The organism is Arthrobacter sp. NPDC093125, from assembly GCF_044754225.1.
Classification (GTDB): Bacteria; Actinomycetota; Actinomycetes; order Actinomycetales; family Micrococcaceae; genus Arthrobacter.
In genome coordinates, this window is record NZ_JBIVOQ010000002.1 from 310,506 (window position 1) to 334,572 (window position 24,067).

At 65.6% G+C, this 24,067-nt stretch carries 20 protein-coding genes and 2 tRNA genes; 9 read left to right on the forward strand and 13 right to left on the reverse strand.

Annotation, left to right across the window (positions count from 1 at the left end; all coding sequences use genetic code 11):
• Positions 1-88: 88 nt before the first annotated feature.
• Together mnmA and ACIP9X_RS05930 are read right to left on the reverse strand one after the other, a co-directional pair.
• The gene (gene mnmA, locus ACIP9X_RS05925) at positions 89-1,228 is read right to left on the reverse strand and encodes a tRNA 2-thiouridine(34) synthase MnmA (protein ID WP_400478801.1); all 1,140 of its coding nucleotides are present in this window, start codon (positions 1,226-1,228) and stop codon (positions 89-91) included.
• 129 nt (positions 1,229-1,357) lie between these two features.
• Entirely contained in the window at positions 1,358-2,587 is a 1,230-nt protein-coding gene (locus ACIP9X_RS05930; protein ID WP_400478802.1) for a cysteine desulfurase family protein, read from the reverse strand.
• Between the two features lie 139 nt (positions 2,588-2,726).
• Between ACIP9X_RS05930 and ACIP9X_RS05935 the strand changes: the two genes are divergently transcribed.
• The gene (locus tag ACIP9X_RS05935) at positions 2,727-3,605 is read left to right on the forward strand and encodes a DMT family transporter (RefSeq protein WP_400478803.1); all 879 of its coding nucleotides are present in this window, start codon (positions 2,727-2,729) and stop codon (positions 3,603-3,605) included.
• Here ACIP9X_RS05935 and ACIP9X_RS05940 read toward each other — a convergent pair.
• Positions 3,562-4,269 (reverse strand): helix-turn-helix transcriptional regulator, encoded by a 708-nt coding sequence (locus tag ACIP9X_RS05940; protein WP_400478804.1) that lies wholly within the window; start codon positions 4,267-4,269, stop codon positions 3,562-3,564. The two genes, ACIP9X_RS05935 and ACIP9X_RS05940, sit on opposite strands and share 44 nt — an antisense overlap.
• A 90-nt stretch (positions 4,270-4,359) precedes the next feature.
• Here ACIP9X_RS05940 and ACIP9X_RS05945 point away from each other — a divergent pair, with 90 nt between their 5' ends.
• Positions 4,360-4,791, forward strand: coding sequence for a hypothetical protein (locus ACIP9X_RS05945; RefSeq protein WP_400478805.1), 432 nt, complete (start codon positions 4,360-4,362; stop codon positions 4,789-4,791).
• Between the two features lie 23 nt (positions 4,792-4,814).
• Here the strand turns inward: ACIP9X_RS05945 and ACIP9X_RS05950 are convergent, their stop codons facing one another.
• Entirely contained in the window at positions 4,815-5,486 is a 672-nt protein-coding gene (locus tag ACIP9X_RS05950; protein WP_400478806.1) for a hypothetical protein, read from the reverse strand.
• 172 nt (positions 5,487-5,658) lie between these two features.
• On the opposite strand from ACIP9X_RS05950, the gene ACIP9X_RS05955 reads away from it, so the two are divergent.
• From ACIP9X_RS05955 to ACIP9X_RS05970, 4 genes are all read left to right on the forward strand, one after another.
• Complete coding sequence (locus ACIP9X_RS05955) at positions 5,659-6,606, forward strand: J domain-containing protein (protein ID WP_400478807.1); 948 nt, start codon at positions 5,659-5,661, stop codon at positions 6,604-6,606.
• Between the two features lie 29 nt (positions 6,607-6,635).
• Complete coding sequence (locus ACIP9X_RS05960) at positions 6,636-7,103, forward strand: tRNA (cytidine(34)-2'-O)-methyltransferase (protein WP_400478808.1); 468 nt, start codon at positions 6,636-6,638, stop codon at positions 7,101-7,103.
• Between the two features lie 192 nt (positions 7,104-7,295).
• Positions 7,296-7,901, forward strand: a complete 606-nt coding sequence (locus ACIP9X_RS05965; RefSeq protein ID WP_400478809.1) for a sigma-70 family RNA polymerase sigma factor — start codon at positions 7,296-7,298, stop codon at positions 7,899-7,901.
• Between the two features lies 1 nt (position 7,902).
• Positions 7,903-8,736: an anti-sigma factor domain-containing protein gene (locus ACIP9X_RS05970; RefSeq protein ID WP_400478810.1), complete on the forward strand. Its 834-nt coding sequence runs from the start codon at positions 7,903-7,905 to the stop codon at positions 8,734-8,736.
• A 125-nt stretch (positions 8,737-8,861) separates the two neighbouring features.
• Here the strand turns inward: ACIP9X_RS05970 and ACIP9X_RS05975 are convergent, their stop codons facing one another.
• From ACIP9X_RS05975 to ACIP9X_RS05990, 4 genes are all read right to left on the reverse strand, one after another.
• Complete coding sequence (locus ACIP9X_RS05975) at positions 8,862-9,638, reverse strand: PIG-L deacetylase family protein (RefSeq protein WP_400478811.1); 777 nt, start codon at positions 9,636-9,638, stop codon at positions 8,862-8,864.
• 4 nt (positions 9,639-9,642) lie between these two features.
• Entirely contained in the window at positions 9,643-10,596 is a 954-nt protein-coding gene (locus tag ACIP9X_RS05980; RefSeq protein WP_400478812.1) for an electron transfer flavoprotein subunit alpha/FixB family protein, read from the reverse strand.
• A gap of 15 nt (positions 10,597-10,611) precedes the next feature.
• Positions 10,612-11,412, reverse strand: a complete 801-nt coding sequence (locus ACIP9X_RS05985) for an electron transfer flavoprotein subunit beta/FixA family protein (RefSeq protein WP_400478813.1) — start codon at positions 11,410-11,412, stop codon at positions 10,612-10,614.
• Positions 11,413-11,654: 242 nt separating this feature from the next.
• The gene (locus tag ACIP9X_RS05990; RefSeq protein WP_400478814.1) at positions 11,655-13,295 is read right to left on the reverse strand and encodes a trypsin-like peptidase domain-containing protein; all 1,641 of its coding nucleotides are present in this window, start codon (positions 13,293-13,295) and stop codon (positions 11,655-11,657) included.
• A gap of 300 nt (positions 13,296-13,595) precedes the next feature.
• Between ACIP9X_RS05990 and ACIP9X_RS05995 the strand changes: the two genes are divergently transcribed.
• The 3 genes from ACIP9X_RS05995 (at position 13,596) to ACIP9X_RS06005 (ending at position 18,093) form a co-directional block, all read left to right on the forward strand.
• Entirely contained in the window at positions 13,596-15,641 is a 2,046-nt protein-coding gene (locus ACIP9X_RS05995) for a TPM domain-containing protein (protein WP_400478815.1), read from the forward strand.
• A gap of 107 nt (positions 15,642-15,748) precedes the next feature.
• Positions 15,749-16,555, forward strand: a complete 807-nt coding sequence (locus ACIP9X_RS06000; protein ID WP_400478816.1) for a PspA/IM30 family protein — start codon at positions 15,749-15,751, stop codon at positions 16,553-16,555.
• Between the two features lie 113 nt (positions 16,556-16,668).
• On the forward strand, positions 16,669-18,093 hold the full coding sequence (locus ACIP9X_RS06005; RefSeq protein ID WP_400478817.1) for a cryptochrome/photolyase family protein: 1,425 nt from the start codon (positions 16,669-16,671) through the stop codon (positions 18,091-18,093).
• Between the two features lie 45 nt (positions 18,094-18,138).
• On the opposite strand, the gene ACIP9X_RS06010 is transcribed toward ACIP9X_RS06005, so the two are convergent.
• From ACIP9X_RS06010 to ACIP9X_RS06030, 5 genes are all read right to left on the reverse strand, one after another.
• Positions 18,139-19,074, reverse strand: coding sequence for a cytochrome b/b6 domain-containing protein (locus tag ACIP9X_RS06010; RefSeq protein WP_400478818.1), 936 nt, complete (start codon positions 19,072-19,074; stop codon positions 18,139-18,141).
• A gap of 166 nt (positions 19,075-19,240) precedes the next feature.
• Positions 19,241-19,314 (reverse strand) — tRNA-Met (locus tag ACIP9X_RS06015).
• A 125-nt stretch (positions 19,315-19,439) separates the two neighbouring features.
• Positions 19,440-19,513 (reverse strand) — tRNA-Met (locus tag ACIP9X_RS06020).
• 192 nt (positions 19,514-19,705) lie between these two features.
• Entirely contained in the window at positions 19,706-22,693 is a 2,988-nt protein-coding gene (locus ACIP9X_RS06025) for a UPF0182 family protein (protein ID WP_400478819.1), read from the reverse strand.
• Between the two features lie 192 nt (positions 22,694-22,885).
• Complete coding sequence (locus ACIP9X_RS06030) at positions 22,886-24,034, reverse strand: PDZ domain-containing protein (protein ID WP_400478820.1); 1,149 nt, start codon at positions 24,032-24,034, stop codon at positions 22,886-22,888.
• Positions 24,035-24,067: the final 33 nt, after the last annotated feature.

The window sequence follows — 24,067 nt, forward strand, 5'->3', positions numbered from 1 at the left end:
CCAATGCGGATATCCGGAAGGTCCGGAGCACAAAAACGGCCGGCGGAAGGTCCGCCGGCCGTTGAACAGAAGTTGGGGTGGGAGGTGCCTAGAGTTCGGCGCGCTGCAGCGAACGCGCCGCGTCGATGGTCGCCTGGCCGAGCACCCGCGAACCTTGGTACAGCACGACCGTTTGGCCGGGAGCAACACCCCGGAGCGGATCAGTCAGCGTCACTACAAGCTGGTCGCGTCCGGTGCCGCTGTCATCAGCAACACGCCCTACCCGTGCCTTGGCAGGGACGGGGTCACCGTGTGCGCGCACCTGCGCGTGGCAGTCGAAGTCCTCGCCGGTGCCGACCTCGGCGATGGGCAGTCCGGCCCAGGAAACCTTGATGCCGCGGATCTCGTCAATGGCGAGGAGGGCTTCCGGGCCCACCACCACTTTGTTCTCCTTGGGCCGGATTTCGAGCACGAACCGGGGCTTTCCGTCGGCGGCCGGCCGGCCGAGCTTCAGGCCGCGGCGCTGGCCTACGGTGAAGGCGTTCGCCCCGGGGTGCTCCCCTACCTTGGATCCGGTTTCGTCGACTATGTCGCCTGTGGTCATCTCGATCTTCTCGGCGAGCCACCCTGCGGTGTCACCATCCGGGATGAAGCAGATGTCGTGGCTGTCCGGCTTGTTCGCCACGGACAGCCCGCGGCGCTCGGCTTCGGCCCGGACCTCGGCCTTTGAGGGGGTATCCGCCAGCGGGAACATCGAGTGCTTGAGCTGCTCATGCGTCAGCACACCGAGCACGTAGCTCTGGTCCTTGGCCCAGTCGGCGGCACGGTGGAGTTGGCGGTTGCCGTCCGCGTCCTCGATCACCTTCGCGTAGTGCCCGGTGCAGACGGCGTCGAATCCGAGGGCGATGGCCTTTTCCAGCAGGGCGGCGAACTTGATGCGCTCGTTGCACCGCATGCACGGGTTCGGCGTGCGGCCGGCGGCGTATTCGTCGATGAAGTCCTGGACCACGTCTTCCTTGAACCGCTCCGAGAAGTCCCACACGTAGTAAGGGATGCCCAGAACGTCGCAGGCGCGCCAGGCGTCGCGGGAATCCTCGATGGTGCAGCAGCCGCGGCTTCCCGTGCGGAGGGTGCCCGGCATCCGTGACAGCGCCAGGTGGACCCCGACGACGTCGTGCCCCGCCTCGACGGCGCGGGCGGCGGCGACGGCGGAGTCAACTCCGCCGCTCATGGCTGCTAGAACTCGCATGTGTGCTTTCTGTGGACTGGTGGCGGGCCTGCCGGCGGGCGGCCCCGAAGAAGTGCAGGAGCAGCGTGTCGGATAACTTGCACTGCTCGCCCCACTATTGTATCGCCGGCCGGAATCTGGCTTAAATCGTCAGCCGGCGGCAGAGCCCCGGCGGGCCGCGGTGCCGGCCGTCTGGATGGAGGATTCGTGGCCCGCCATCCCGGCTTGGCGGGCACGGGCGTATGCCTCGGGCAGGGCGGCCAGGAGCGCGTCCACGTCTTCGTCCGTTGACGGATGGCCAAGCGTAAACCGCTGGGCCCCGCGGGCGGTCTCTTCATCCAGGCCCATGGCCAGCAGGACATGGGAGGGACGGGGAACGCCAGCCGTGCAGGCGGAGCCGGTGGAGGACTCCACGCCGGCGAGGTCAAGGAGGAAAAGCAGCGAGTCGCCTTCGCAGCCGGGAAAGGTGAAGTGAGCGTTACCCGGCAACCTGCCGGCCCCGGTAGCCCCGCGGAGCACAGCCTGAGGCACAGCGTCCAGGACGCCGTTGATCAGCCGGTCCCGCAGGGCAGCGATCCTGCCGGCCTCCGAGGGCAGGTTCTTTGCCGCAGTGTCGGCCGCGGCGGCAAAGGCAGCGATCGACGCGGTGTCCAGCGTGCCTGACCGGACGTCCCGCTCCTGGCCACCGCCATGCTGGACCGGCGTGAGCTTCACGGCGCGCCCCAGAATAAGCGCGCCCACACCTACCGGGCCGCCGATCTTGTGGCCGGAGATGGACATGGCATCGAGCCGGGAAGCCTTGAAGTCCACGGGAATGGAACCGAATGCCTGCACGGCGTCCGAGTGCACGGGCACCCCCGCGGCGTGCGCAATCTCCACGACGCGCCGGACCGGCTGGATGGTGCCGACTTCGTTGTTGGCCCACATGACCGTCACGAGAGCCACCGATTCGGGGTCACGGAGGAGTTCGGCCTCGAAGGCCTCCAGATCCAGGACGCCCTCGGAATCGACCGGCAGCCATGAGATCTCAGCGCCTTCGTGGCGTTCGAGCCATTCCACGGTGTCCAGAACGGCGTGGTGTTCGACGGCGGAGCACAGGATCCGCCGCCTGCCCGCGTTCTCCCCGCGCCGGGACCAGTACAGACCCTTGACGGCGAGATTGTCGGCTTCCGTTCCCCCTGAAGTGAAAATCACTTCGGACGGGTGAGCCCCGGCGGCAGCGGCAATCACTTCGCGCGCATCCTCAACGGAACGCCTCGCGCGGCGGCCGGCGCCATGCAGGGACGACGGGTTGCCTGTCCGCACCAGTTCGCGGGTCAACGCCGCCAAGGCCTCGGCGGCAATGGGCGTGGTGGCGGCGTGGTCCAGGTAAGCAGGCACGCTCTCATTCTAGCTGTGGCACTCTAGCGCGCCGCCCCGGCCTGCTTGCGGGCTGAGCCTCTTCCCTGACCCGGGTCCAGGGCGGGCGGCACAGCAGCACCGGTCCTGCTTCGGCCGCGCGCTGCGGTACATTCGAGCGGTGAAAGCGCCCCTCTGCCTCGTCCTTGCCACGCTGTTCTGGTCGGGAAACTTTGTCGTTGGGCAGGCAGCTGTCGAGTCCGTGACGCCACTTGAGCTCACGTTTTGGCGCTGGGCCTTTGCCGCCGTTCCGCTGCTCCTGTTGGCACAGGTGGTGGAAAAGCCGGACTGGCGCGCGGTACTGCAGCGGTGGCCGGCCCTGCTGCTCCTCAGCGCTCTCGGGATGAGCACCTACACCCTGCTGCTCTACAGCGCCCTCGGGCACACCTCAGCATTGAACGCTTCCCTGATCACGGCAGCCAATCCGGCCCTTATCGTGGTGATTGCCCTGTTTCTTCCGGGGGACCGGCCTGGTCCGGCGGCCTGGCTGGGCATCGCGCTGGGCCTGTTCGGTGTGCTGCTGGTGCTGACTGCCGGCGATCTGCAGCAGATTGCCGGGCTTTCCTTCAACGTCGGTGAGCTGCTGATGCTGGGAGCCATCATCGTCTGGGCCTTCTACACGATCATCGCCAGACGGCTGGGGCTGCCCGCAATTGCGGCCACCGCAGTCCAGGTTTCCATGGCGTGCCTGACCCTTGCACCCGTGGCGCTGGCCGCCGGCGCCACGCTTCCGGATGATGCCGCAGCAGGATGGTCCCTGGCGTACATCGTCATCTTCCCCTCACTCGGCGCGTACCTGCTGTGGAACCTGGCCCTCAGGAGCACAAGCCCTGCCGCTGCGGGGAATTACCTCAACCTGATGGTGGTCTTCACGGCGGCCCTAACGCTCCTGCTGGGGATGCCAGTGACCGTCCCGCAGGTACTCGGCGGGATCCTCGTGATCTCCGGTGTGCTGCTCAGCGGCCTCCGGCGGCGTTCGGCCCAGCCTGTGACGGCCTGATCCTGGCACAGCAACGCCCCGCGGAGCGGTCCTCTTCCACGTTCTCTTCAGGGATGCCGCAAGCCGCCAGGGCGCCGCTGAGGAATGCACCGTTCATCGCGCAGACAACGTCCGCATGCCCGTCCGCAAGCCGGTGAAAGGGGCAGTTCATGAGGAGGAGTCCTCCCTCCCCGTCGGGCGCGGGCCGGTACCCGACGCCGGTCAGCAGTTCTTCGAGTGATGCTCCGCCGCCCGCGGAAGACCGCCCGCGCTCGTACGCGGTGTCCGCGAGCGCCTTCCGGACGGAACCGCCGCCTGCCATGGACGCTTCAATCGCCGATGCCATGAGCTCCCCGGCGAGGTCGTAACTCCGTTCGGGGACGGACACCCCGACCTCGTCGAGTGCAGGGCGGTACAGCTTGGCCGGACGGCCCGATCCCGGCCCGGCCCTGCCGCCGAGCTTCCTGAATTCAACGGCCAGCAGGCCGTCCCTCACCAACCGGTCAAGGTGAAACGAGGCCGTGCTTCTCGGGAGACTGAGCGCAGCCGCAGCGTCGTCCCGTCCCACTGCCGACGGCGATGATCTGACGTGTTCGAAAAGACGGCGCCGGGTCTCATCCCCGAGCGACGCAAGCGCCGCCAGCCTGTCAGCCCACGCTAGTAGGCTTCCCGATCTCTGGCTCATGAATCCAGCCTAACTCTAAAAACAAGATTCGTTGCTTAAGATCGCCGGCGGATCTAAAATCAAACTACCTACTTTTAGAAGGAGTCAGTGATGGAAACCTCTGATCTGAAATCACCGGCAGCGGGCGGAACCGCGGGCGCGGCGGGTTTGGCACAGGAACCGGCGCGGCAGGCTTTCCTCCTGCTGCGCACGGTATTCACTGTGGCGCCAATCCTCTTCGGCCTGGACAAGTTCTTCAACCTGCTCACCGACTGGACCATTTACCTGGCCCCGGTGGCCACAGCCGTTGTTCCTGTGTCCGCGCAGGTATTCATGTACGGGGTGGGGGCCGTCGAGGTTCTTGCAGGCCTGCTGGTCGCCCTCCGGCCGAGGATCGGCTCGCTGGTGGTCGCCGCGTGGCTGCTGGGAATCATCGTGAACCTGCTGGTACTGGGCAGCTTCTACGACGTCGCCCTGCGCGACTTCGGCCTCCTCGTGGGCGCCCTCGCCCTGAACCGGCTGGCTGCAGCAGCCCGAAAGTGAAGGCAGCCGCCGGGGGCGTGCAGCTACTCTCCCGGCGGCACCACAGTCAGCCAGCGCGCAACGTCCGCCCGGGCTGCTTCAAGGGACTGCGCAGACGGGCATGCCAGCGTGACGACCACGGATGAACCTGTCCGCCCGAAGACCCTGGCCATCACGGCAGCCTTGCCTTTGGGCACCGCCGCCCGCTCGAGGACGAGCACCTCTACCGTAGGCCCCGGCTTCCCCTGTTCCCCGCCCCAGCGAAGCGCCGCCGGCGCAAGGTACTCCGGCTGGATGGTCGGGTCCAGGTAGGCAAAGAGCCTCTCCGTCGATTCCCGATCGCCGGTTTCCACGAGGGGCCACTGATTAACCCCGGCCTTGCCTGCAGCCTGGCAGCCGTCGGACTTCCGGTATTCCCCCGCACCTCCGGTGTCCGCACGCGTTTGGCGCCAGCCGGGCGCCTCGGCCAGCCCGTTGGACAACTGGGCGGGACTCCCCGGACCGAGCGTGTCCCCGGCGGAGAACGGCATGCTGCGTGCGGCAACGGCACCGGCGTCGTGCCCGGGCGTGACGGTGGGGGCAGCAGGCATCCGGCTCACGGCCGGCGCGGTATTCGCGGCCCGCGGATCCGGGACGCCCACGCTGCAGCCGCCCAGCACCAGCGCCGTAGCAGCTGCAGCCACCACTTCCCTGACGCGGCAGTACCGACGTCTCATGTGCTTCCTTCCCCGGGCGCCCGTTCCCACCGGCAAGCAGTCCCTCGAAAGTTTAGTCCGGGAACCGCGGACACGGTCGCGGACGTTGTCTGACCAGCCCCGTGTGCCGGCCGATATGCTTGGCAGACCGGGCTGCATGCGCGCACTGGCAGAATCAACCGAAGGACCGTGCTTGACTGAGGGCAACAGCTCCCACTACGAGGTACTCCGCGTCCCCGTGACCGCCTCGGACAAGGAGATCAAGGTGGCCTACCGCAGGGCAGCACGGGTGTCGCACCCCGACCACGGCGGCGATGCCGCCGCGTTCCGGCTGGTAACTCTTGCCTACGAGACACTGATCGATCCCCGCCGCAGGGCCGCCTACGACCGTTCCTACGCCGCGGGTCCCAGGCGAAGGCAGAGCGAAGGGACGGACGAGGCGCATTTTGATGCACCGCCGGCCGGAAGCCACGCCTCCGCGACCATCCACCGCCCCGGCACGCCGCGGAACACTTCCGGCGATGCCCCTGTCTACGTGCCGCCCTTCGATGTTCCGGGCACAGTCCCCCTGATCCCCTTCGACATCGCCAGTCGCCAGATCCATGGAGTACCCCGGAAGCGCGGGATTTTCGGTGCCGAAGCCAGGATCCAGCGGGAGATGCGCACCGTCCAGCTCATCACCCGCCAGGTACTGCCGGCGATTCCGGCAGCGCGCCTCATCAACGGCCTGCAGTCCCCCGCGGACAACAGCCACATCGACCACGCCCTGCTGTCGGGTTACCGCCTGGCCCTGATCGGCTCCATGCTCCTGCCGAAGGGGGCCTATGCCTGGGACGGTGCAACCCTGAGGCATGGCAACCGTTCAATAGCCCCGCCGCAGCTCGCCCGCATTGTCTGGGCGATGCAGGACATTTTTCCCGAGCTGAACGTGACCGGATGGACAGTGGTCCACAGCCCGGATGGCAACCTTCACGAACCCGTGATCGACCGCCATCGCCGCTCCCAGGGCTCCTCCGATGTGGTGCAGGTGGTCAATGCGGCGGGGCTGGCCAAGGGCCTCAAACAGTTCCTCTCCTCAGGGCCCGCCCCGAATACTGTCAACGTCCCCGTGCTGGCCAGGCTGCTCAGGGGCATGCACTGACCTGAATCCACCGGCACTAGGATGGAACGGTGTTCCGCATCCTCTTCCACACCCCTGAGATCCCCGGCAATACCGGCAATGCAATCCGCCTCGCGGCCATCACCGGCGCCGAACTCCACCTCGTTGAGCCCCTGGGTTTCGACTTCTCCGATGCCAAACTGCGCCGTGCGGGGCTGGACTACCATGACCTCGCGGTAGTGACCGTCCATCCCGACCTCGACTCCGCCTGGATGGCGCTGCAGCCTGAACGCGTCTTTGCCTTCACCTCGGATGGCGAGGTGTCGTACGTGGACATTGCCTACGAACCGGGTGACGTCCTGCTGTTCGGCCCGGAATCGGTGGGTCTGCCGGAGCATATAAAGCACGATCCTCATGTCACGTCGCGGGTCCGGCTGCCGATGCTGCCCTCGCTGCGGTCCCTGAACCTCGCCAACGCCGCCTCCGTCGCCGTGTACGAGGCGTGGCGCCAGCAGGGATTTGCCGGAGCCCAGCTCTAGCATCCGCCGAACCGCACCCATCCGCCGTGCCGCCTGCACCGAATCACTTTCGAGGACATTCCCGCGGACAAGGAGCGGCAGGTGAAGACACTACATCCGGGCAGGACAACATCCCGTTTTGCCCGTCACGGTGCTGCCGTCTTCGGTCAGGGTGCTGAGCGATTGCCGCCCGGCGACCTATGCTTGGCTGTAATGGAAACTCCCAACGCGCCGAACTTCGACACCCCCGCGCCGCCGGGCAGCGCCGTCGACCTTAACCGCCAGCTCGCGGGATTGCTGGAGCGCATCGCGCGCGGTGACCAGCCGGCCTTTGCTGAGTTCTACCGGCTCACGTCCCGGCGGGTCTACGGGATGGCCCGCCGCGTCCTCATCGACGCGGAGCTCAGCGAAGACACCACCCAGGAGGTATTCCTGCAGGTCTGGCAGAGCGCGGCCAAATTCGATGCGGCGAGCGGAAGTCCGTTGGCTTGGCTCATGACCATCTCGCACCGCCGTGCCGTGGACAAAGTGCGGTCGTCGCAGTCAGCCAGTGACCGGGAGGCCAGATACGGTGCGGGGAACCAGGACATCGACCACGATTCGGTGGCCGACGAAGTGGACAACCGGCTCGAAGCCGAAACCGTGGTGCGGTGCCTGGGGACGCTGACGGAAACCCAGCAGGAATCCGTGCGGCTGGCCTACTACGGCGGGCTCACGTACCGGGAAGTCGCCGAAAAGCTCAACGCTGCCATACCGACCATAAAGTCCCGCATTCGCGATGGACTGATCCGACTGAAGAACTGCCTGGGGGTGGGTTGAGATGAACGAAACAAATGAATCAAACGGCCGCCAACTGCCGCGGGCGTTCGCTGCCGATATTTCCACTGACCTGACTGCAGGCCGCGCGGTTGAACTTGCCGAAATCTACGCACTGGACGCCGTGACCGGCGAAGAGCGGGATGCCATCGAAGAGTACATCAGGACCGCTCCGGCGGCTGAGCGCGAAGCGTTCCACGAGCGCGTCCGCCAGGCCAGGGAAACGCTGGCCATGACCTTCACGGCCGAAGAGGAGCCGCCGGCTGATCTGTTTGACCGGATAGCGGCGCAGCTTCCGGGGACTCCGGCCACGGGGCGCGAGGAGGCACCGGCAGGGCCGCAGGCAGCGGATGAACTTGCCGCTGCGCGGGAACGCCGAAATCACCGCCGCCGGACCGGCGGCCTTCGGAACTGGATCATCGGCGTGGCCGCTGCCGCCTTTATCGCACTGGGCGGCGTGGGGGTCGGGGCCTATATCGCCAGCCAGAATGACCCCCTGACGCAGGTCCTCGAAGCACAGGACGTGCGCCAGGCCACCGTCGACGTCAGCGGCGGCGGTACGGCGGAGGTTTCCATTGCGCCGTCAAAGGACGCCCTCGTGGTCAGGATGAAGGACGTCCCCGCTCCTCCCCCGGGCAAGGTGTACCAGATGTGGCTGATTCCCAAGGACGGTTCCACTCCAGTGTCACAGGGCCTGATGGACGAGGAGGCGCTGTCCAAACCTGCCGTCGTCAAGGGCATCGCTTCCGCGGCCGCCCTCGGCATCACAGTGGAGCCGGCCGGCGGTTCCGAAGCCCCGTCCCTTCCCACTGTGGCCTCCGCACAGCTCAACACTTGAGCGTCCCGGCACCCAAGGGCTTCAGTGCGTGAGGGGCAGACGTCAGAAGCCGCGCAGTATGTGCATACTGCGCGGCTTCTCGCTTGGCTGGATGTCTGGTCCGGCTGCGCGTTGCAGCCGAAAACCTAAAATCCGGCGATGGTGCCCGGACCGTTGATGGCCACGACGTGAAAGGCTTCGGCGCTGCGGCCCTCCGGAAGGCCGGCCCGCCTGGCGTTCAGGTGCATCCCCTGCCGGACCGTCGTCTCCATCGCTGCGGCATCGGGGTGCTGGCTGACGTGGACGTGGATCGCCTCCAGCTTGCTTTCCACGTGCGGCGTCACGTCAACGTAGTGGTTTTCCCGCTCCTCCGGGCCGGCAAAGAGCCATAGCCACGGCACCTTGTAGGCTTCCAGACCTGATTCCGCGAGCTCCGGATATGCGAAGGGGTTTTCAACAGCGGGATAGATGGCCCGGGTCACTGCCTCCCCCACCGCGAGGTGGTCCGGATGGCTTTTCTGGATGCGGTTCCAGTTCCGTTCCGGATGCATGGAAAGCACGACGTCGGGGCGGACCTCGCGGATCAGCTTCACCACGCCCAGCATCACCAGGTGGTTCGGTTCGAGAAAGCCGTCCCGCTCGTGCAGGTAGTGGATGTCGGTGACGCCGACGAGTGAGGCGGCGCGCTCCTGCTCCGCCGCCCGGAGGGCGATGATCTCCGCCCGGTGGGCGGGGTCAAAGCCTCCGGCGTCGCCGTCGGTCATGATGCAGTAGGTCACCTCGACGCCTGCCGCGGTCCAGGCCGCAACGGTGCCGGCGGCGCCGAAGTCGATGTCGTCGGGATGGGCCGCAAAACAGAGCACCCGCTCGACCCGGTGCTGGTTCGGGTCGAACGGGCTCTGCGGCGCAGCTTGTGCGGTCAAGGAATCAGCCCTTGCGCTTCTTGATTTCTTCGGTCGCCTGCGGCAGCACCTTGAAAAGGTCGCCGACGATGCCGAAGTCAGCGATTTCGAAGACCGGCGATTCAGGGTCCTTGTTGACGGCCACGATGACCTTGGCCGTCTGCATTCCGGCCTTCTGCTGGATGGCTCCGGAGATACCCGCGGAGATGTAGAGCTGGGGCGAGACGGTCTTGCCGGTCTGTCCGACCTGGGCGTCGTGGTTGATCCAGCCGGCGTCCGTTGCTGCACGGGAAGCGCCTACCGCCGCGCCGAGGGCGTCCGCGAGTTCCTCCACGGGGGTGAAGTCCCCGTCCAGTCCGCGGCCTCCGGCCACGACGATCCGCGCATCGGTCAGGTCCGGGCGTCCGCTGGCAACCTTCTGCTCGCGGGCGGTGATCCGGGCTGCAGTGGCGGCTGCGTCGGCAGGGACATCCACGGTCACGGTTTCGGGCGTGGCGGGTGCTGCTGCGGGCTGCGGCTCGACCGTATTGGCCTTGACGTTCAGCACGCTGACCGGCGTGTTTGCCTTGCAGGCGCTGGTGTAGGAACCGGCCAGCACCGACTTGTGGGCGGTGCCGTCGGCGTCGACTGCGACGACGTCCGTAATGACGCCGGCGCTCAGGCGGATCCCGAGCCGCGCGGCGATTTCCTTGCCCTCCGGTGAGTTTTCGAGCAGGACAGTCGTGGCGCCTGACTTGTCCACCACTGCCGCGACGAAGGCCGCTTTGGCAGCAACAAGGTAGTCATCCAGGTCCTGCACGGACGGACGGAAGAGCGCGGAGGCACCGTAAGCGCCCAAGGTGGCGGCGACGTCGTCGTTCAGTTCGCCGTTGACGGCGACGGCAGTCTCGCCGAAGGTACGCGCGCTGGTCAGTAGTTCCAGGCTGCTCTTTTTGAGGACCTGGCCCGGGTTGTCAATGAATACAAGTACGTTTGCCATGTGTTGTGATCCCTCTTAGAGCAGCTTCTGGGCGGCCAGGAAGTCCACCAGCTTGACGCCGGCGTCGCCTTCGTCCGTGATGATGGTCCCGGCGGTGCGCGGCGGGCGTTCCTCGGCCGACACCACCGTGGTCCAGGACCCGGTGTGCCCCACCTGGGACGGGTCGACGCCGATGTCGGACAGTGAGAGCGTGGTGATGCTCTTGCGCTTGGCGGCGATGATGCCCTTGAAATTGGGATAGCGCGGTTCGTTGATCTGGTCCGTCACGGACACCACCGCGGGCAGGGATGCTTCGACCGTTTCGGAGTGTGTGTCCGCATCGCGGCGCGCGGTAACCCGCCCGCCGTCGACCTCCAGGGAGGATGCAAAGGTCACCTGGGGAAGGCCCAAACGCTCGGCGAGCTGGGCGGGCACCAGGGAGGTTTCGCCGTCCGTGGACGCCATGCCGGTCAGGACCAGGTCCACCGGGCTGTCCGCGCCCAGGTGCCGGACCGCGGCAGCGAGCGCGAGGGATGTGGCGGCGGCGTCCGAGCCGGCGAGCGCTTCATCCGTCAGGTGGACGCCCTCCGTGGCGCCGATCTGCAGCGACTTCTTGACGGCGTTGACAGCTCCGGCCGGACCCATGCTGAGGGCGATTACCTTGTTGCCCGCCTTGCTCCCGCCGCGCGCCTCAATCAGCTGCAGCGCAGCCTCCAGGGCGTACTCATCAAGCTCGGACAGGATGCTCTCGTCGCGGTCCGTCGTGTGGTCCTCGCCAATGAGGTGCCGGTCGAACTGGGCGTCCGGCACATGCTTGACCAGGACGATGATTTTCAATGTCTCTTCCACTGTATTTACAGCAGCCTTCCATGCTTGTGGATAGCCAGCCGGGTGAGGTCATGGCTGCGGAACGCCCGGGATACGGGTAGCTCCTAGCTAACCATATAGGGGCCCGCTGACGCCGTCCCGTGTTAACGCCTGTGTCAGATCTGCGGCACACGACGACGGCGGGACCCGCCTTTCCGGTGAGTCCCGCCGTCGTCATTGCTGTAGTTGGAGTGCCAGCAGCCGTACTGCCCTTATTGCTCCGCTGCAGCGCCGAGCGTCACGTCAAGCTGCTGTTCGCGGCCGCTCCGCTGAATCGTGATCTTCACCGATGAACCTGCCGGCTGCTCCCGGACTGCCGCGGTCAGCTGGTTCGGATCGCTGATGGCGAGGTCGTTGAAGCGTGTGACGACATCACCGACCCTGATGCCCGCCTTGGCAGCGGCCGAGTTGGGTTCCACCGTGGCAACATCCGCGCCGATGGAGAACCCCGACGTCGAATCCGTAGAGGTCTTCTCCTTGACGCTCACGCCGAGCTGGCCGTGGCTTGCCTTGCCGTTGTCAATGATTTCCTGGGCGACGCGCTTGGCGTGGTTGATCGGGATGCTGAAGCCGACGCCGATGTTGCCGGTCCCTGCCGCCGTCGAACCGCCGCCGGCGGATGCGATGGCGACATTGACGCCGATGATCTCGCCCCTGCTGTTCACCAATGCACCACCGGAGTTGCCCGGGTTGATTGCCGCGTCAGTCTGGATGACGTTGATCGAAATGGAGCCCTTGGCCGCCGAACTCTGGCCCTGTCCCTGGCCGGGAGGAGCGAACTCAAAGCCCTGATCCCCGCCCTGGGACTTGTCAGCGCCTTCCTTGGGGGCTGCCGAGGAGGCGACACTGATGGTCCGGTTGAGGGTGGACACGATGCCGTCCGTAACCGTGCCGTTCAGGCCGAGCGGCGAGCCGATCGCCACGGCAGTATCGCCCACATTCAGCTTGCCCGAATCTCCCAGCGTCGCAGGGGTGAGTCCGGACGGGTTGTCCACCTTGATGACGGCGAGGTCAGACAGCGGATCTGTTCCCACGATTTTCGCTGACAGCACCCTGCCTTCGTTGGTACGGATCTCGATGTCCGGGTTGGCGACTGTGCCGTCCAGCGTCACTACGTGGGTGTTGGTCAGGATGTGCCCCTGCTCGTCGAGGATCACGCCCGAGCCCGTGCCGCCTTCGCCGCCGCTCGTGGCCTTGATGGTGACCACGCTGGGAGAGGCCTTGGTTGCCGCCGCCGTGATGACGTTGACGTCGTCCTTGTTGTTGACGATGACAGTTCCAGGCTGGCTTCCCGTGCTTACGGCGGGTGCAGAGCCGCCGTCGAACAGGTTGCCGGATCCAACGGTTGCCACACCGCCGCCCACGAGGCCGGCGGCGAGGATGCTGGCAACCAGCGTACCCACGCCGAAGGTGGCTTTGCGCTTCGGCGCATTGGCCCGGTTGTCCGCGAAAACGGAAGGCGCACCATGCTGGCCGTGCCCCGGAGGCTGGTTGTGGCCCGGCTGCTGGTTGTAGCCCGGCTGCTGGCCATGCTCACCGGCATGCCGGGGTGCATGAGGCACAGCGGCGAACTGCTGCGTGGCAGGCCCGGAGTGCTGCCCGTAGAACGGGGCACGCTGGGGGTACTCGGGCCGCGGCCCGTTGGAGGGCGCGTTTTGATCGTTGCTGCCTGGTCCACTTTCTGCACCATCGGGCGCGCCCAGGCGCTCAGTTTCGTTGGCCAGCCCCTCTTGCGGCTGGTTTTCCCCCGCTCGGAGACCCTCCGGACGCTCCGGCCGAGCCGACGGATCAGCGGGCCGCCCTGCAGGATCTCGGTTCTCAGGAGCTGCGCCCGGTACTGGGTTCTCAGTCATTGGACTTCCTTTCATCCTCGTCTCCATTAACTATGAACGATTCGACTGAAACTGGGGCGAACGTTTGCTGGGAGGTCCCTGAATGGGCGCGACGCCGCCGGCGATTTGGCTGTCTTCCCAAGGGTCAGCGTGCTTTTCGCTGGTGGCATATTCCCCGCTGTGGACGGTCCCCTTGGTGCACCATAGAATCAAGAAGAATTGCCACAGCGACCTGCGGCTTTACACCCGGCGTGGGGGCGCTGCTGCATTCTGAGACGGCTGTTCATCCTGAACCAGTCGCAGGCGTGCTGAAGGGTTGCCATGCGGTCAATGTTGAAACGTGTACTCGCCGTGATCGGCCTGGCTGGAATGCTGGCGCTGCCCGCCACAGCAGCCTGGGCCGAACCACCCGTAAGTATCCCGTCCGGTCAGAACATCGTTGATGACGCGGGTGTCCTCGGTAGCCGCAAGGGCGAAGTTGAGGAATCGATCCAGAAACTCCTCAAGGACCACAAGTACAACTTGTACGTGGTCACCGTGAAATCCTTCCAAAATCCCGCCGATCCCAAGTCGTGGGGCCAGTCCGTGGCCACCAAGAAGGGCATGGGCAGGGCTGACGTTCTGCTGGCTATCTCCACCGAGGGGAAGTATTACTTCGCCCCCAACTCGGCGAGTGCCATAGCGTCGAAAACCGGGAACATCACGCAGAACGCAATAGCGGCCAACCTCGGCGGCGGCAAGAAGGACTTTGCCCAGGCTGCCATCGACACCGCGGGCGCCATCGGCGACGCCGCGGGAGGCGGAAGCGGAAACGTTCCGTCCGGTGATGGAGCAGGCACGGCCGTGCTGGTTGGAGCGGGCGTCGTCGCAGCAGGTGCCGGAACGTACCTCTACCTGCGGAACAGGCGCAAGAAGGCCGCCCAGGCCTCCAGCGCCAGTTACGGTCCGAAGGGCGCCGAACTCGATCCCCTTGCCTCGCTGAGCGTTGAAGAACTCCGCCGCAAAAGCGGTTCGCTGCTCATCGAAGCCGACGACGCCATAAAGTCGAGCGAGCAGGAACTGGGCTTCGCCGAGGCGCAGTACGGGGAAGCCGCCGTCGGAAACTTCACGAAGGCACTCCAGGAGGCCAAGGCCCACATGTCCGAATCGTTCAAGCTGCAGCAGCAGCTGGACGACCATATCCCGGACACGGAAGAGCAGCAGCGCACTTGGCTGGGCGAGATCATCCGCCGGTCGGAAGCAGCTCTGGAATCCCTGCAGGAGCAGAAGGCGGACTTCGATTCCCTCCGTGAGCTCGAAAAGAACGCACCGCAGGCGCTGGCTGCCGTCGATTCCGGGGCGGCTGCCGCCGACGCGAAAATCACCAACGCTGAACATACCCTCGCGGAGCTGCGCGGCAAGTACGCCGAGAGCGCCCTCGTCCAGGTGGCGGACAACATCACCCAGGCGAAGGAGCGGCTCGCCTTCGTGCAAAACGCAAGCAGCGCCGCCCGCGAGAAGCTGGAAGCCGGCGAGGGAAGCCTGGCCGCTGTTGCCGTCCGCGCTGCGGAAGAAAGCCTGCACCAGACCAACGTGCTCCTCGACGCCATTTCGAAGGTGTCCGGCAGCCTCGACGAGGCCCGGCAGCGGCTCGAGGCTGCTGTCGTGGATACCTCCCAGGACCTTGCTCAAGCAAAAGCCATAATCCAATCCGGCGCCCACCCGGAGCTTGCCGGTCCTGCGGCCAGCGTCGAAGCGGCGCTCACCCAGGTGAAAGCCGAAATCCAGGGCGCCCGGATTGACCCGATCGCCACCCTTGAACGGGTGGAAACTGCCCACCAGTCCCTGGACCGTTCACTCAGCGGCATCCGCGACCAGCAGGAGCAGGCCCGCCGGGCGCAGGCCTCGCTGCAGCAGACCATCATGTCCGCCCAAGCCCAGATCAGTGCCACCTCGGACTACATCACAGCCAGGCGGGGCGGCGTAGGTACGGAGGCCAGGACGCGCCTGGCCGAAGCGCAGCGCAATCTCGACTACGCCCTCTCCATTTCCCGCAACGACCCCGTCACGGCACTGACCTATGCCCAGCAGGCCCACGCGCTTGCTGCCCAGGCAGCCCACCAGGCACAGTCCGACGTCGACAACTTCGGCGGCTACGCCAATCAGGGTTACGGCCGCGGCGGCATGTTCGGCGGCGGAGGAGGAGGCGGCGGCCTCGGGGGCGCGATCCTGGGGGGCATCCTGATCAACTCCATCCTCAACGGGGGCAGTGGCGGCGGCTGGGGCGGCGGCCACAGCGACGGCGGCGGCGACTTTGGCGGCGGCGATTTCGGCGGCGGCGACTTTGGCGGCGGCGATTTCGGCGGCGGAGACTCTGGCAGTTTCTAGAGGCACAGACTAGGCGTCGGCAGGTGCATTCGGCCGGCGGATAGAAGCGGTATAAAAACTGATCACTGGATTCAGTGGGAAAACTGAGCAGGACGAAAGGTAACACCATGGTTAAGCAGTCCATTTTTGGCCGCATGGCGCAGCTCGCAAAGGCGAACATCAACTCCTTGCTCGATCAGGCCGAGGACCCGCAGAAAATGCTCGACCAAATGGTGCGGGACTACAGCAACAACATTGCAGAGGCCGAGTCGGCAGTGGCCCAGACCATCGGTAACCTTCGGATGCTCCAGGCCGACTACAACGAGGACGTGAAGAACGCCCAGGACTGGGGCAACAAGGCTCTGGCGGCCTCGCGCAAGGCCGATGAGTACCGCAGCGCCGGTGACGCGGCTGACGCCCAGAAATTCGACAACCTGGCCAAGGTGGCGCTGCAGCGGCAGATGGCATCCGAAAACGAGGCCAAGGCAGCCGAGCCCAGCATCGCGTCGCAGACGGAGGTTGTGGAACGTCTGAAGACCGGCCTGGACCAGATGAAGGGCAAGCTGAACCAGCTCACGAGCAAGCGCAACGAACTCGTCGCCCGCTCCAAGACTGCGGCCGCCCAGTCCCAGGTCCACGACGCCCTCAAGAGCATTGACATCATGGACCCCACCAGCGAAGTGGGACGCTTTGAAGAAAAAATCCGCCGCGAGGAAGCGAAGGTACTCGGCCAGCAGGAGCTCGCCGCCTCGAGCCTCGACGCGCAGTTCAACCAATTGGAGGACCTCGGAGAACAGACCGAAATCGAAGCCCGCCTCGCAGCGCTGAAGTCCGGCGGCACCCCCCGGCCGGCCCTTGGGGCGTCCGGTTCCGCCGGCTCCGGTTCCGCGGCCTCGGAACACACGGTCGACGAAGCGGACTTCGACAAGCTCTAGGAGTCCGTCAGCTCCAGGAAACTGGGCTGACAACAGCAGGCCAGCGCAGACAGGGCCGGGATCCGGCGGATCCCGGCCCTGTCCGTGCCTGCGGCTGCCTGTAGCGTGGAACCATGCCCTCAACGATTGTCTGGCTCAGGGACGACCTCCGCCTCGACGACAACCCGGCCCTTGCGGCGGCCGCCTCCGCACCTGATCCGATGACTGTGGTGTACATCCTCGATGAGGACTCCCCCGGCATCCGTCCGCTGGGCGGTGCGGCCAGATGGTGGCTCCACCACTCACTGGCCGCGCTTGCGGCCGACCTTGAATCCCGTGGCTCGCGCCTGCTGCTGCGCCGGGGTGCGGCCCGGGACGTCCTCCGCGGCCTGGCCGCGGAGACTGCGGCCGCGTCCATCCTCTGGAACAGGCGCTACGCACTGCCCGAACGGACCGTGGACGCCAACTTCGAGGAATGGGCGGCGCAGCACGGCATCGTAGCAACCAGCTTCCAGGCGAACCTCCTTTTCGAACCGGGGAGCGTCCGAACCGGCTCGGGCGGACCGTACAAGGTCTTTACTCCCTTCTGGCGGACGTGCCTCGCCGGCAATGACCCGAGAATGCCCCTGGATGCTCCGCAGCGCCTCCCCGGACCGGCACCTGCTGGAGACGGTTCGCTGCCCCTCAGTGACAGCCTCGACAGCTGGGGGCTGCTCCCCCGCAGGCCCGACTGGAGCAGCGGGCTCGCCGAAACATGGACGCCCGGAGAACGGGGTGGAAACCTGCGGCTGGAGGAGTTCCTGGGCGGACCTGTTGAGGAGTACGGGACGGGACGGGACCGGCCCGGACTTGAGGGCACCAGCAGGCTCTCCCCGCACCTTCGCTTTGGTGAAGTCAGCCCGTTCCGGGTCTGGCACTCACTGCGCGAACGCTTTCCGCGGAACGCTCCTGCCGACGTCGGAATTTTCCGAAGCGAGCTCGGCTGGCGGGAATTCTGCTGGCACCTGCTCGACGGGAACCCGCAACTTGCCACGGTCAATTACCGCCGTGAATTCGACCGCTTTGCATGGCAGGCGCCGTCGGGCCCCGAACTGGAAGCCTGGCAACGGGGCCGGACGGGCTATCCGTTTGTCGACGCCGGCATGCGGCAGTTGTGGCAGACAGGATGGATGCACAACCGGGTCCGCATGGCCGCGGCGTCGTTTCTGGTGAAAAACCTGCTGGCTGACTGGAGGCTGGGCGAGGCATGGTTCTGGGACACGCTGGTGGACGCGGACGCCGCAAGCAATCCCGCGAACTGGCAGTGGGTGGCCGGTTCGGGAGCGGACGCTTCTCCTTATTTCAGGATCTTCAACCCCGTCACCCAGAGCAAGAAGTTCGATGCCGCAGGGCGGTACCTGCGGCGCTTCATCCCGGAGCTGGCCGGACTGGACGACAAGACAGTCCATGAGCCGTGGACGAACTCCGCTGCCGCACCTGCCTATCCTGCTCCGCTCGTGGGGCTGCAGGAGTCACGGGAGCGTGCCCTGGACGCCTACCAGCAGCTGAAGGACGGCTGACAGGTACCGCTGACGTGCTCGGGCGTTGGGAGGGCAGCGCCGAGGTCAGCGGCTGGTGACCTTGCCCATCAGTGAGGCAATGGGCCGCAGGAACAGCGGCCGGGCCAGGAACCAGGCGGCCACCATGACGGCCACCGAAGCGGCGAAGATCCAGAACCCGGCCCAGCCGGCGTCGTCGCTCGCGGCGTACATGTGGTTGAGGTTCCGCAGGGCCCCGGTCGCCAGCACCAGGAACACATGGACCACGATGAATGCGACGAAGTAGATCATCACGGGAAAGTGGATGGCGCGGGCCGCTTCAATCGGGAAGGCCCGGTTGAGCGCGGCGGCCTTTTTCGGCCAAGCGGCTGACATGCGCAGCCCTGTGATGAAGGACAGCGGGGCAGCAATGAAGACCGTTGCGAAGTACGCCAGCAGCTGGAGGGCGTTGTAGTTTACCCAGCCGTTCTCGGTGGGCCAGTTCAGCGAGGCGTACTGCAGCGCGGCGGAAAGGGCGTTCGGAAACACGTCCCAGCTGGTCGGAACGATGCGCATCCACTGACCGGTGGCGAATAGCAGGATCGCGAAAACCAGGCCGTTCAGGACCCACAGGGCGTCCAGCGTGAGGTGAAACCAGAGCTCGAGGGAGATCTTCGCCGGCGGAGTCTTGGTTTTGATGAGGCCCTTGTTGTTCCGCGTCCAGTAGCCGCCCGGGCGGGTGGTTGTCCGCACCTGCCATCCCGTGCGGATGATGAGCAGCAGCAGGAAGGCATTGAGGAAGTGCTGCCAACCCAGCCACGCCGGGAAACCGACGGGCGCGCCCTCCGGAAGCTCCGAATGTCCCGGGTACTCCGTCAGGAAAGACTGGACGCCAGGCAGCCCCACAGCCCACTTCGCGAGCAGAACCACCAGCACCGCAGCCACGAGGACCGCAGGCACCGTCCAGTAGAGCCTGGACCGCTTGCCTTTCGCAGTGCCGGATTTGTTCTTCGTTGTGGACATCGAAACTACATTCCTCTCGAGAATGACGGAGACGGGCAGCTGCCCCGGGCCGAACGCTCCGGGGGCCCTGCGAAGAGAATACTAGGAACAGCCACAACGTGAACAAAAGCTACCGGGAATGCAAGAGGCCCCGGCCGGTTTATCACCGGCCGGGGCCTCTTCTCAGTTGCGGGGACAGGATTTGAACCTGTGACCTCTGGGTTATGAGCCCAGCGAGCTACCGAACTGCTCCACCCCGCGTCGCTTGATCAACTCTACCCTACTTTTCGGGCCGCCCGCGCCACTCCTCCTGGGCGAGGGAATGGAACGCTGCCGGGACAGCAAAAGGCCCGGACCACCTGACGGTGATCCGGGCCTTTCCTCAGTTGCGGGGACAGGATTTGAACCTGTGACCTCTGGGTTATGAGCCCAGCGAGCTACCGAACTGCTCCACCCCGCGTCGCATCATCAACTCTACCGGCCCGTGAACAGCAGGCCAAATCGAGGGGGCGTGACGTTCATCTCCCCCGGAAAACCTGGGACCCATACCCAGGCAGCACCGGAACTGATGGTCCCCGGGAAACCGAAAGGCCCGCCGTCGTTCTCAGGGAACGACGGCGGGCCTTTCGTGCCGCTGTCAGGCGGCGGTCTCCTAGCTGCTGGGTGTCGGAGCCGGGGTTGCCGACGGAGACGGCCCTGACGCCGGAGTGGTGGCGGCGATCTTCGCCTCGGCGTCGATGGCCTTCTGGAGTGCGGCGTTCAGCTTCTTCTGCTGCTCGCCGTACCCCGCGAAGTCACCCTTGCCGAGTGCTTCCTGCCCCGCCTTGATGGCGGCGTTGGCTTCGGCCAGCGCTGCCTTCAGTTCGGCGCGGGCGTCGGTTGTACCCGGGGCAGGAGTTCCGCCTCCGCCCGCCGCCGGAGGAGTCTGCCCGTTGTTGGCAGAGTCACCGGCCGCGGCCCCGGAGTCACCGCCGAAGAGCTGGTTGAGGGCTTCATCCAGTGTCGGTGCAAAGCCGATCTTGTCGCCGAAGGCCACCAGCACACGCTGCAGCGTCGGGTACGACGTTTCACCAGTCGAGCGCAGGTACACCGGCTGGACGTACAGCAGGCCGCCACCGGCAGGGAGCGTGAGGAGGTTGCCGTTCAAGACATCCGAGGCGCCCTGGCGGAGCAGGTTAAGTGCCTGCGAAACGGTCGGGTCGGAGTTGAATTTGTTCTGCGCCTGGCCGGGTCCGGGCACCTGGGCTTCCGGCGGAACCTGCAGGAGCCTGAGCTTTCCATAGGACTCCGCCTTTACGCCCTTCTGGCTGCCGGCATCAGAATCGGCCGCCAGGAAGCCGTACAGGACGTTCCTCGCGTTCCCGTCCACCACCTGCGGGATGAACGACGACGTCAGCTGGAACGCCGGCTTCTGCTGGCCGGGCATCTGCAGCGACATGTAGAACGGAGGCTGCTTGACCTCCTCGGACACGGTGGGATCGTTCGGAACGCTCCACGCGTCGTCGTTCTTGTAGAAGCTGACAGGGTCGGTCACGTGGTAACGCCCCAGCAGCTCGCGCTGGACCTTGAAGAGGTCCTCCGGGTAGCGGACGTGGCTCATGACGCCCGCGGACATTTCGGAGTAGGGCTTGAGCGAGGTCGGGAAGACCTTCTGCCACGCCTTCAGCAGCGGGTCCTGGTCATCCCAGGCGTAGAGCGTGACCGAGCCGTCGTACGCATCCACCGTGGCCTTCACCGAGTTACGGATGTAGTTCACCGTGCTGTTGGGCAGGGCGACGCTGCGGCCGGCAGTGGTCTGTGAGTCAGCAGTGGCATCCGAAAGCTGGGCCTGCTGGGAGTAAGGGTAGTACTGGCTCGTGGTGTAACCGTCCACGATCCACTTGACCCGGCCGTCCACCACGGCAGGATAAGCGTTGCCGTCCACGGTCAGGTAGGGGGCCACCTTTTCCACGCGGTCGCGGGGGTTGCGTTCGTAGAGAATCTGGGACGCCTCGTTGACGCCGTCGGATAGCAGCAGGTCAGAGGACTGGAACTTGATCGAGTACAGGACCCGGTTGAGGAAGCTGCCGACGTTCGGGCCGCCGTTGCCGGTGAACGTGTACTGCGTCTCGCCGCCCGTGTCCCTGCCTGAGGGCCGGTCCTGCTCGCGGTTCGGTGCACCTTCAGGCGCGCCCACGATCGAGTATTCCGGCGAGTCCTCGCCGAAGTAGATGCGGGGCTCGTACGTTTCGTCCGTGCCAAGGACACCGGTGGAGGGAATGCCTGACTGCAGGAACTCCGGCTTGCCGTCAGCCGTGAACTTGTTTCCCTTGGCCGCAACCACGCCGTAGCCGTGCGTGTAAACGACGTGGCGGTTGAGCCAAGACTGCTGGTCGGGGCTGAGCCCGTCCGGGTTGAGTTCGCGGACGGCGATCACGGTGTCCTGGACCTTGCCGTCAACCATGTACCGGTCCACATTCAGGGACTTGGGGAACTGGTAGTAGGGCCGGTACTGCTCCAGCTGGGAGAATGCGTCCGAAATCAGGTTCGGATCCAGCAGCCGAATGTTGGCCGTGGTCTGGGCATCCTTGGCGAGCGCGCCCGTGGTGGCGTTGGTGGTGGCGTTGTAACGGTCAACAGTGACCTGGTCCAGGCCGTACGCAGCCCGGGTCATGCCGATGTTGCGCTTGATGTACTCGTTTTCGAGGGTCTGCTCAGATGGACGGACCTGGAACTGCTGGATGACCCAGGGGTAAACGCCGCCGGCGAGGATCGAGGTGATCACCAGCATTGCGGTACCGATGAGCGGCAGCCGCCACCTGCCGATCACTGCCGCAACGATAAAGAGGATCGCAACGAGAACAGCCGCGACGGCGAGGATCGCCTTCGTGGGAATGACGGCGTTGACGTCGGTGTACAGCGCACCGGCCCACCTGCCGTTGCTGTTCTGGACGGCGGCGTAGCGGTCGAGCCAGAAGTTGATGCCCAGCAGCACCAGGAATGAAGCGCCGGTGACGGCGAGATGGATCTGCGCCGCGCGGCTGGTGAAGATGCCGCGTTCCATGATGCGGATGCTGCCGTACAGGTAGTGGGTGAGGATCCCTGCAATGCCCGCGACGACTGCCACGCTGATCAGGAATCCCACGATGAAGCCCAGGAACGGGAGCGTCATGAGGTAGAAGCTGATGTCCAGCCCGAACTCCGGGTCATTCTGGCCGAACGGTTCCTGGTTGAAGAACAGCAGCACCTTCTGCCACTGGCTTGACGCCGCGCTTCCGGCGAACAGGCCGAACAGCACGGGAAGGCCGATCATCACGACCCGGCGCACAGGTTCCAGCTGCGCCTGGTACCTGTTGAGATTGTCCCGGATTTCGGAGTCGGGCGCGTAGACGGGGCGGGCGTGGTAGGCAATGCGGATCGCGAAGAAGACACCCGCAAACATGAGGGCGAAGCCTGCTGCGAAGATGCCGATCCGTGCCAGGTTCTCTGTCAGGAAGACTTCAAAGAAGCCCAGCTGCTGGTACCAGAGGACATCTGTCCACACGTTGGCGAAGAAGATGAACCCGACGACAACCAGCGCAACGACAATGAGCGTCGGCGTCAGGGCACCGCGCTTTGGCTGGAGTCTTCCGGGCGGGGTGGGGCTGGCAGGTCGGGACAAACTCTGTACCTCATAGCTTGGTCAATTGCTGTTCATATTCATTTTGTTTCCAAGGACAGGCTGCCCAAGGGCAGGCTGCGTAGCGCATCGCGCCGGAGTGCAGGGCACGAATCAGCTCCTTCGGCCCGCCACACCCCGCCGGCTGTCATTAAGTGCCACGAGCGGCGATGGGCCTTAGTTCCTGCCTTTAGTCTAGTCGTTGGCGCAGGATGGAAGCCCCGATGTGTCCGCTCCGCTCGCAGCCATTTCCACCGCACGCCTGGCCTCTTTCAGGTTCTCCACTTTCACGACCTGCAGGCCCTCCGGGACGTTGCCCGCAACCTGGGGGCAGTTGTCGGCAGGCGCGAGGAACATCGTTGCACCGTCGCTCCTGGCTCCGTGCATCTTCACGGCCACTCCCCCGATGGGCCCGACCGCGCCGTCCGGAGTGATGGTTCCGGTGCCGGCGATGTGCTTGCCGCCCGTGAGATCGCCGGGGGTCACCGTGTCGATGATGCCCAGGGCAAACATCATTCCGGCGCTCGGCCCGCCGACCTTTTCCAGCGAGATTGTGACGTCAAACGGGAACGTGAAGCGGTACTTGAGGAGCACCCCGAGGATGAACCTGCCCGTCTCGCTTCGTTTGGGCGTCACTGTTTCGGTGACCGGCTTGCCGGCACGGTCCACCACGACCGTCACTGCTTTGCCGTTTCCGGCAGCCAGTTCCTTTTGGACGACTGCCAGGGTGGTGATGGGTTTGCCGTTGATCGAGGTGAAGACGTCGCCGGGCCGCAGTTTTCCTTCCGACGCCGAGCCATCCGACAGGTCGGCGACTTCCAGCTTTTGCCCGAAAGGTATGTCGAGCTCCTTCAGCGCAGAGGCCATGGCATTTTCCTGCGACGTGGTCATGGCCACCGCGCTTTCCTGCTGGGACTGCTCCCTGGTGACGCCCTCGGGGAATATCAGCTCCTGCGGATAAACCGCTTTGGAACCGTCAAGCCATGCGGAGAACGCTTCGAAGACGCTGACGGTGGAGTTAGGTCCGCCGTCGACGTAGACGGTGGTGAGGTTCAGGTTTCCTTTGGCCGGATAGGTGTCGCGGCCCGTGACGCTGATGACCGGCTTGCCCCTGTCCGTGCCAAGGGTGTTGTACGTCGGCCCCGGCGACTCGATTACATACGGGACCGGCAGTATTGAGGCTGTCACCCCGAGAACCAGGGCAATAAGCCCCGACAGCATCGTTGCGGAGATCTTCGGATCATGCGTTGCCGCTGGGCGTGGCCCGGCAGCGTCAGCGGATGCGCCGCCGGTATCGGGAGCGGCGGACTCCTCTGAGGGCTGGTTGCCCTTGGTTATCGTCACTAAAAGGACCTCTCCGCACCGCGGCAGACCAGC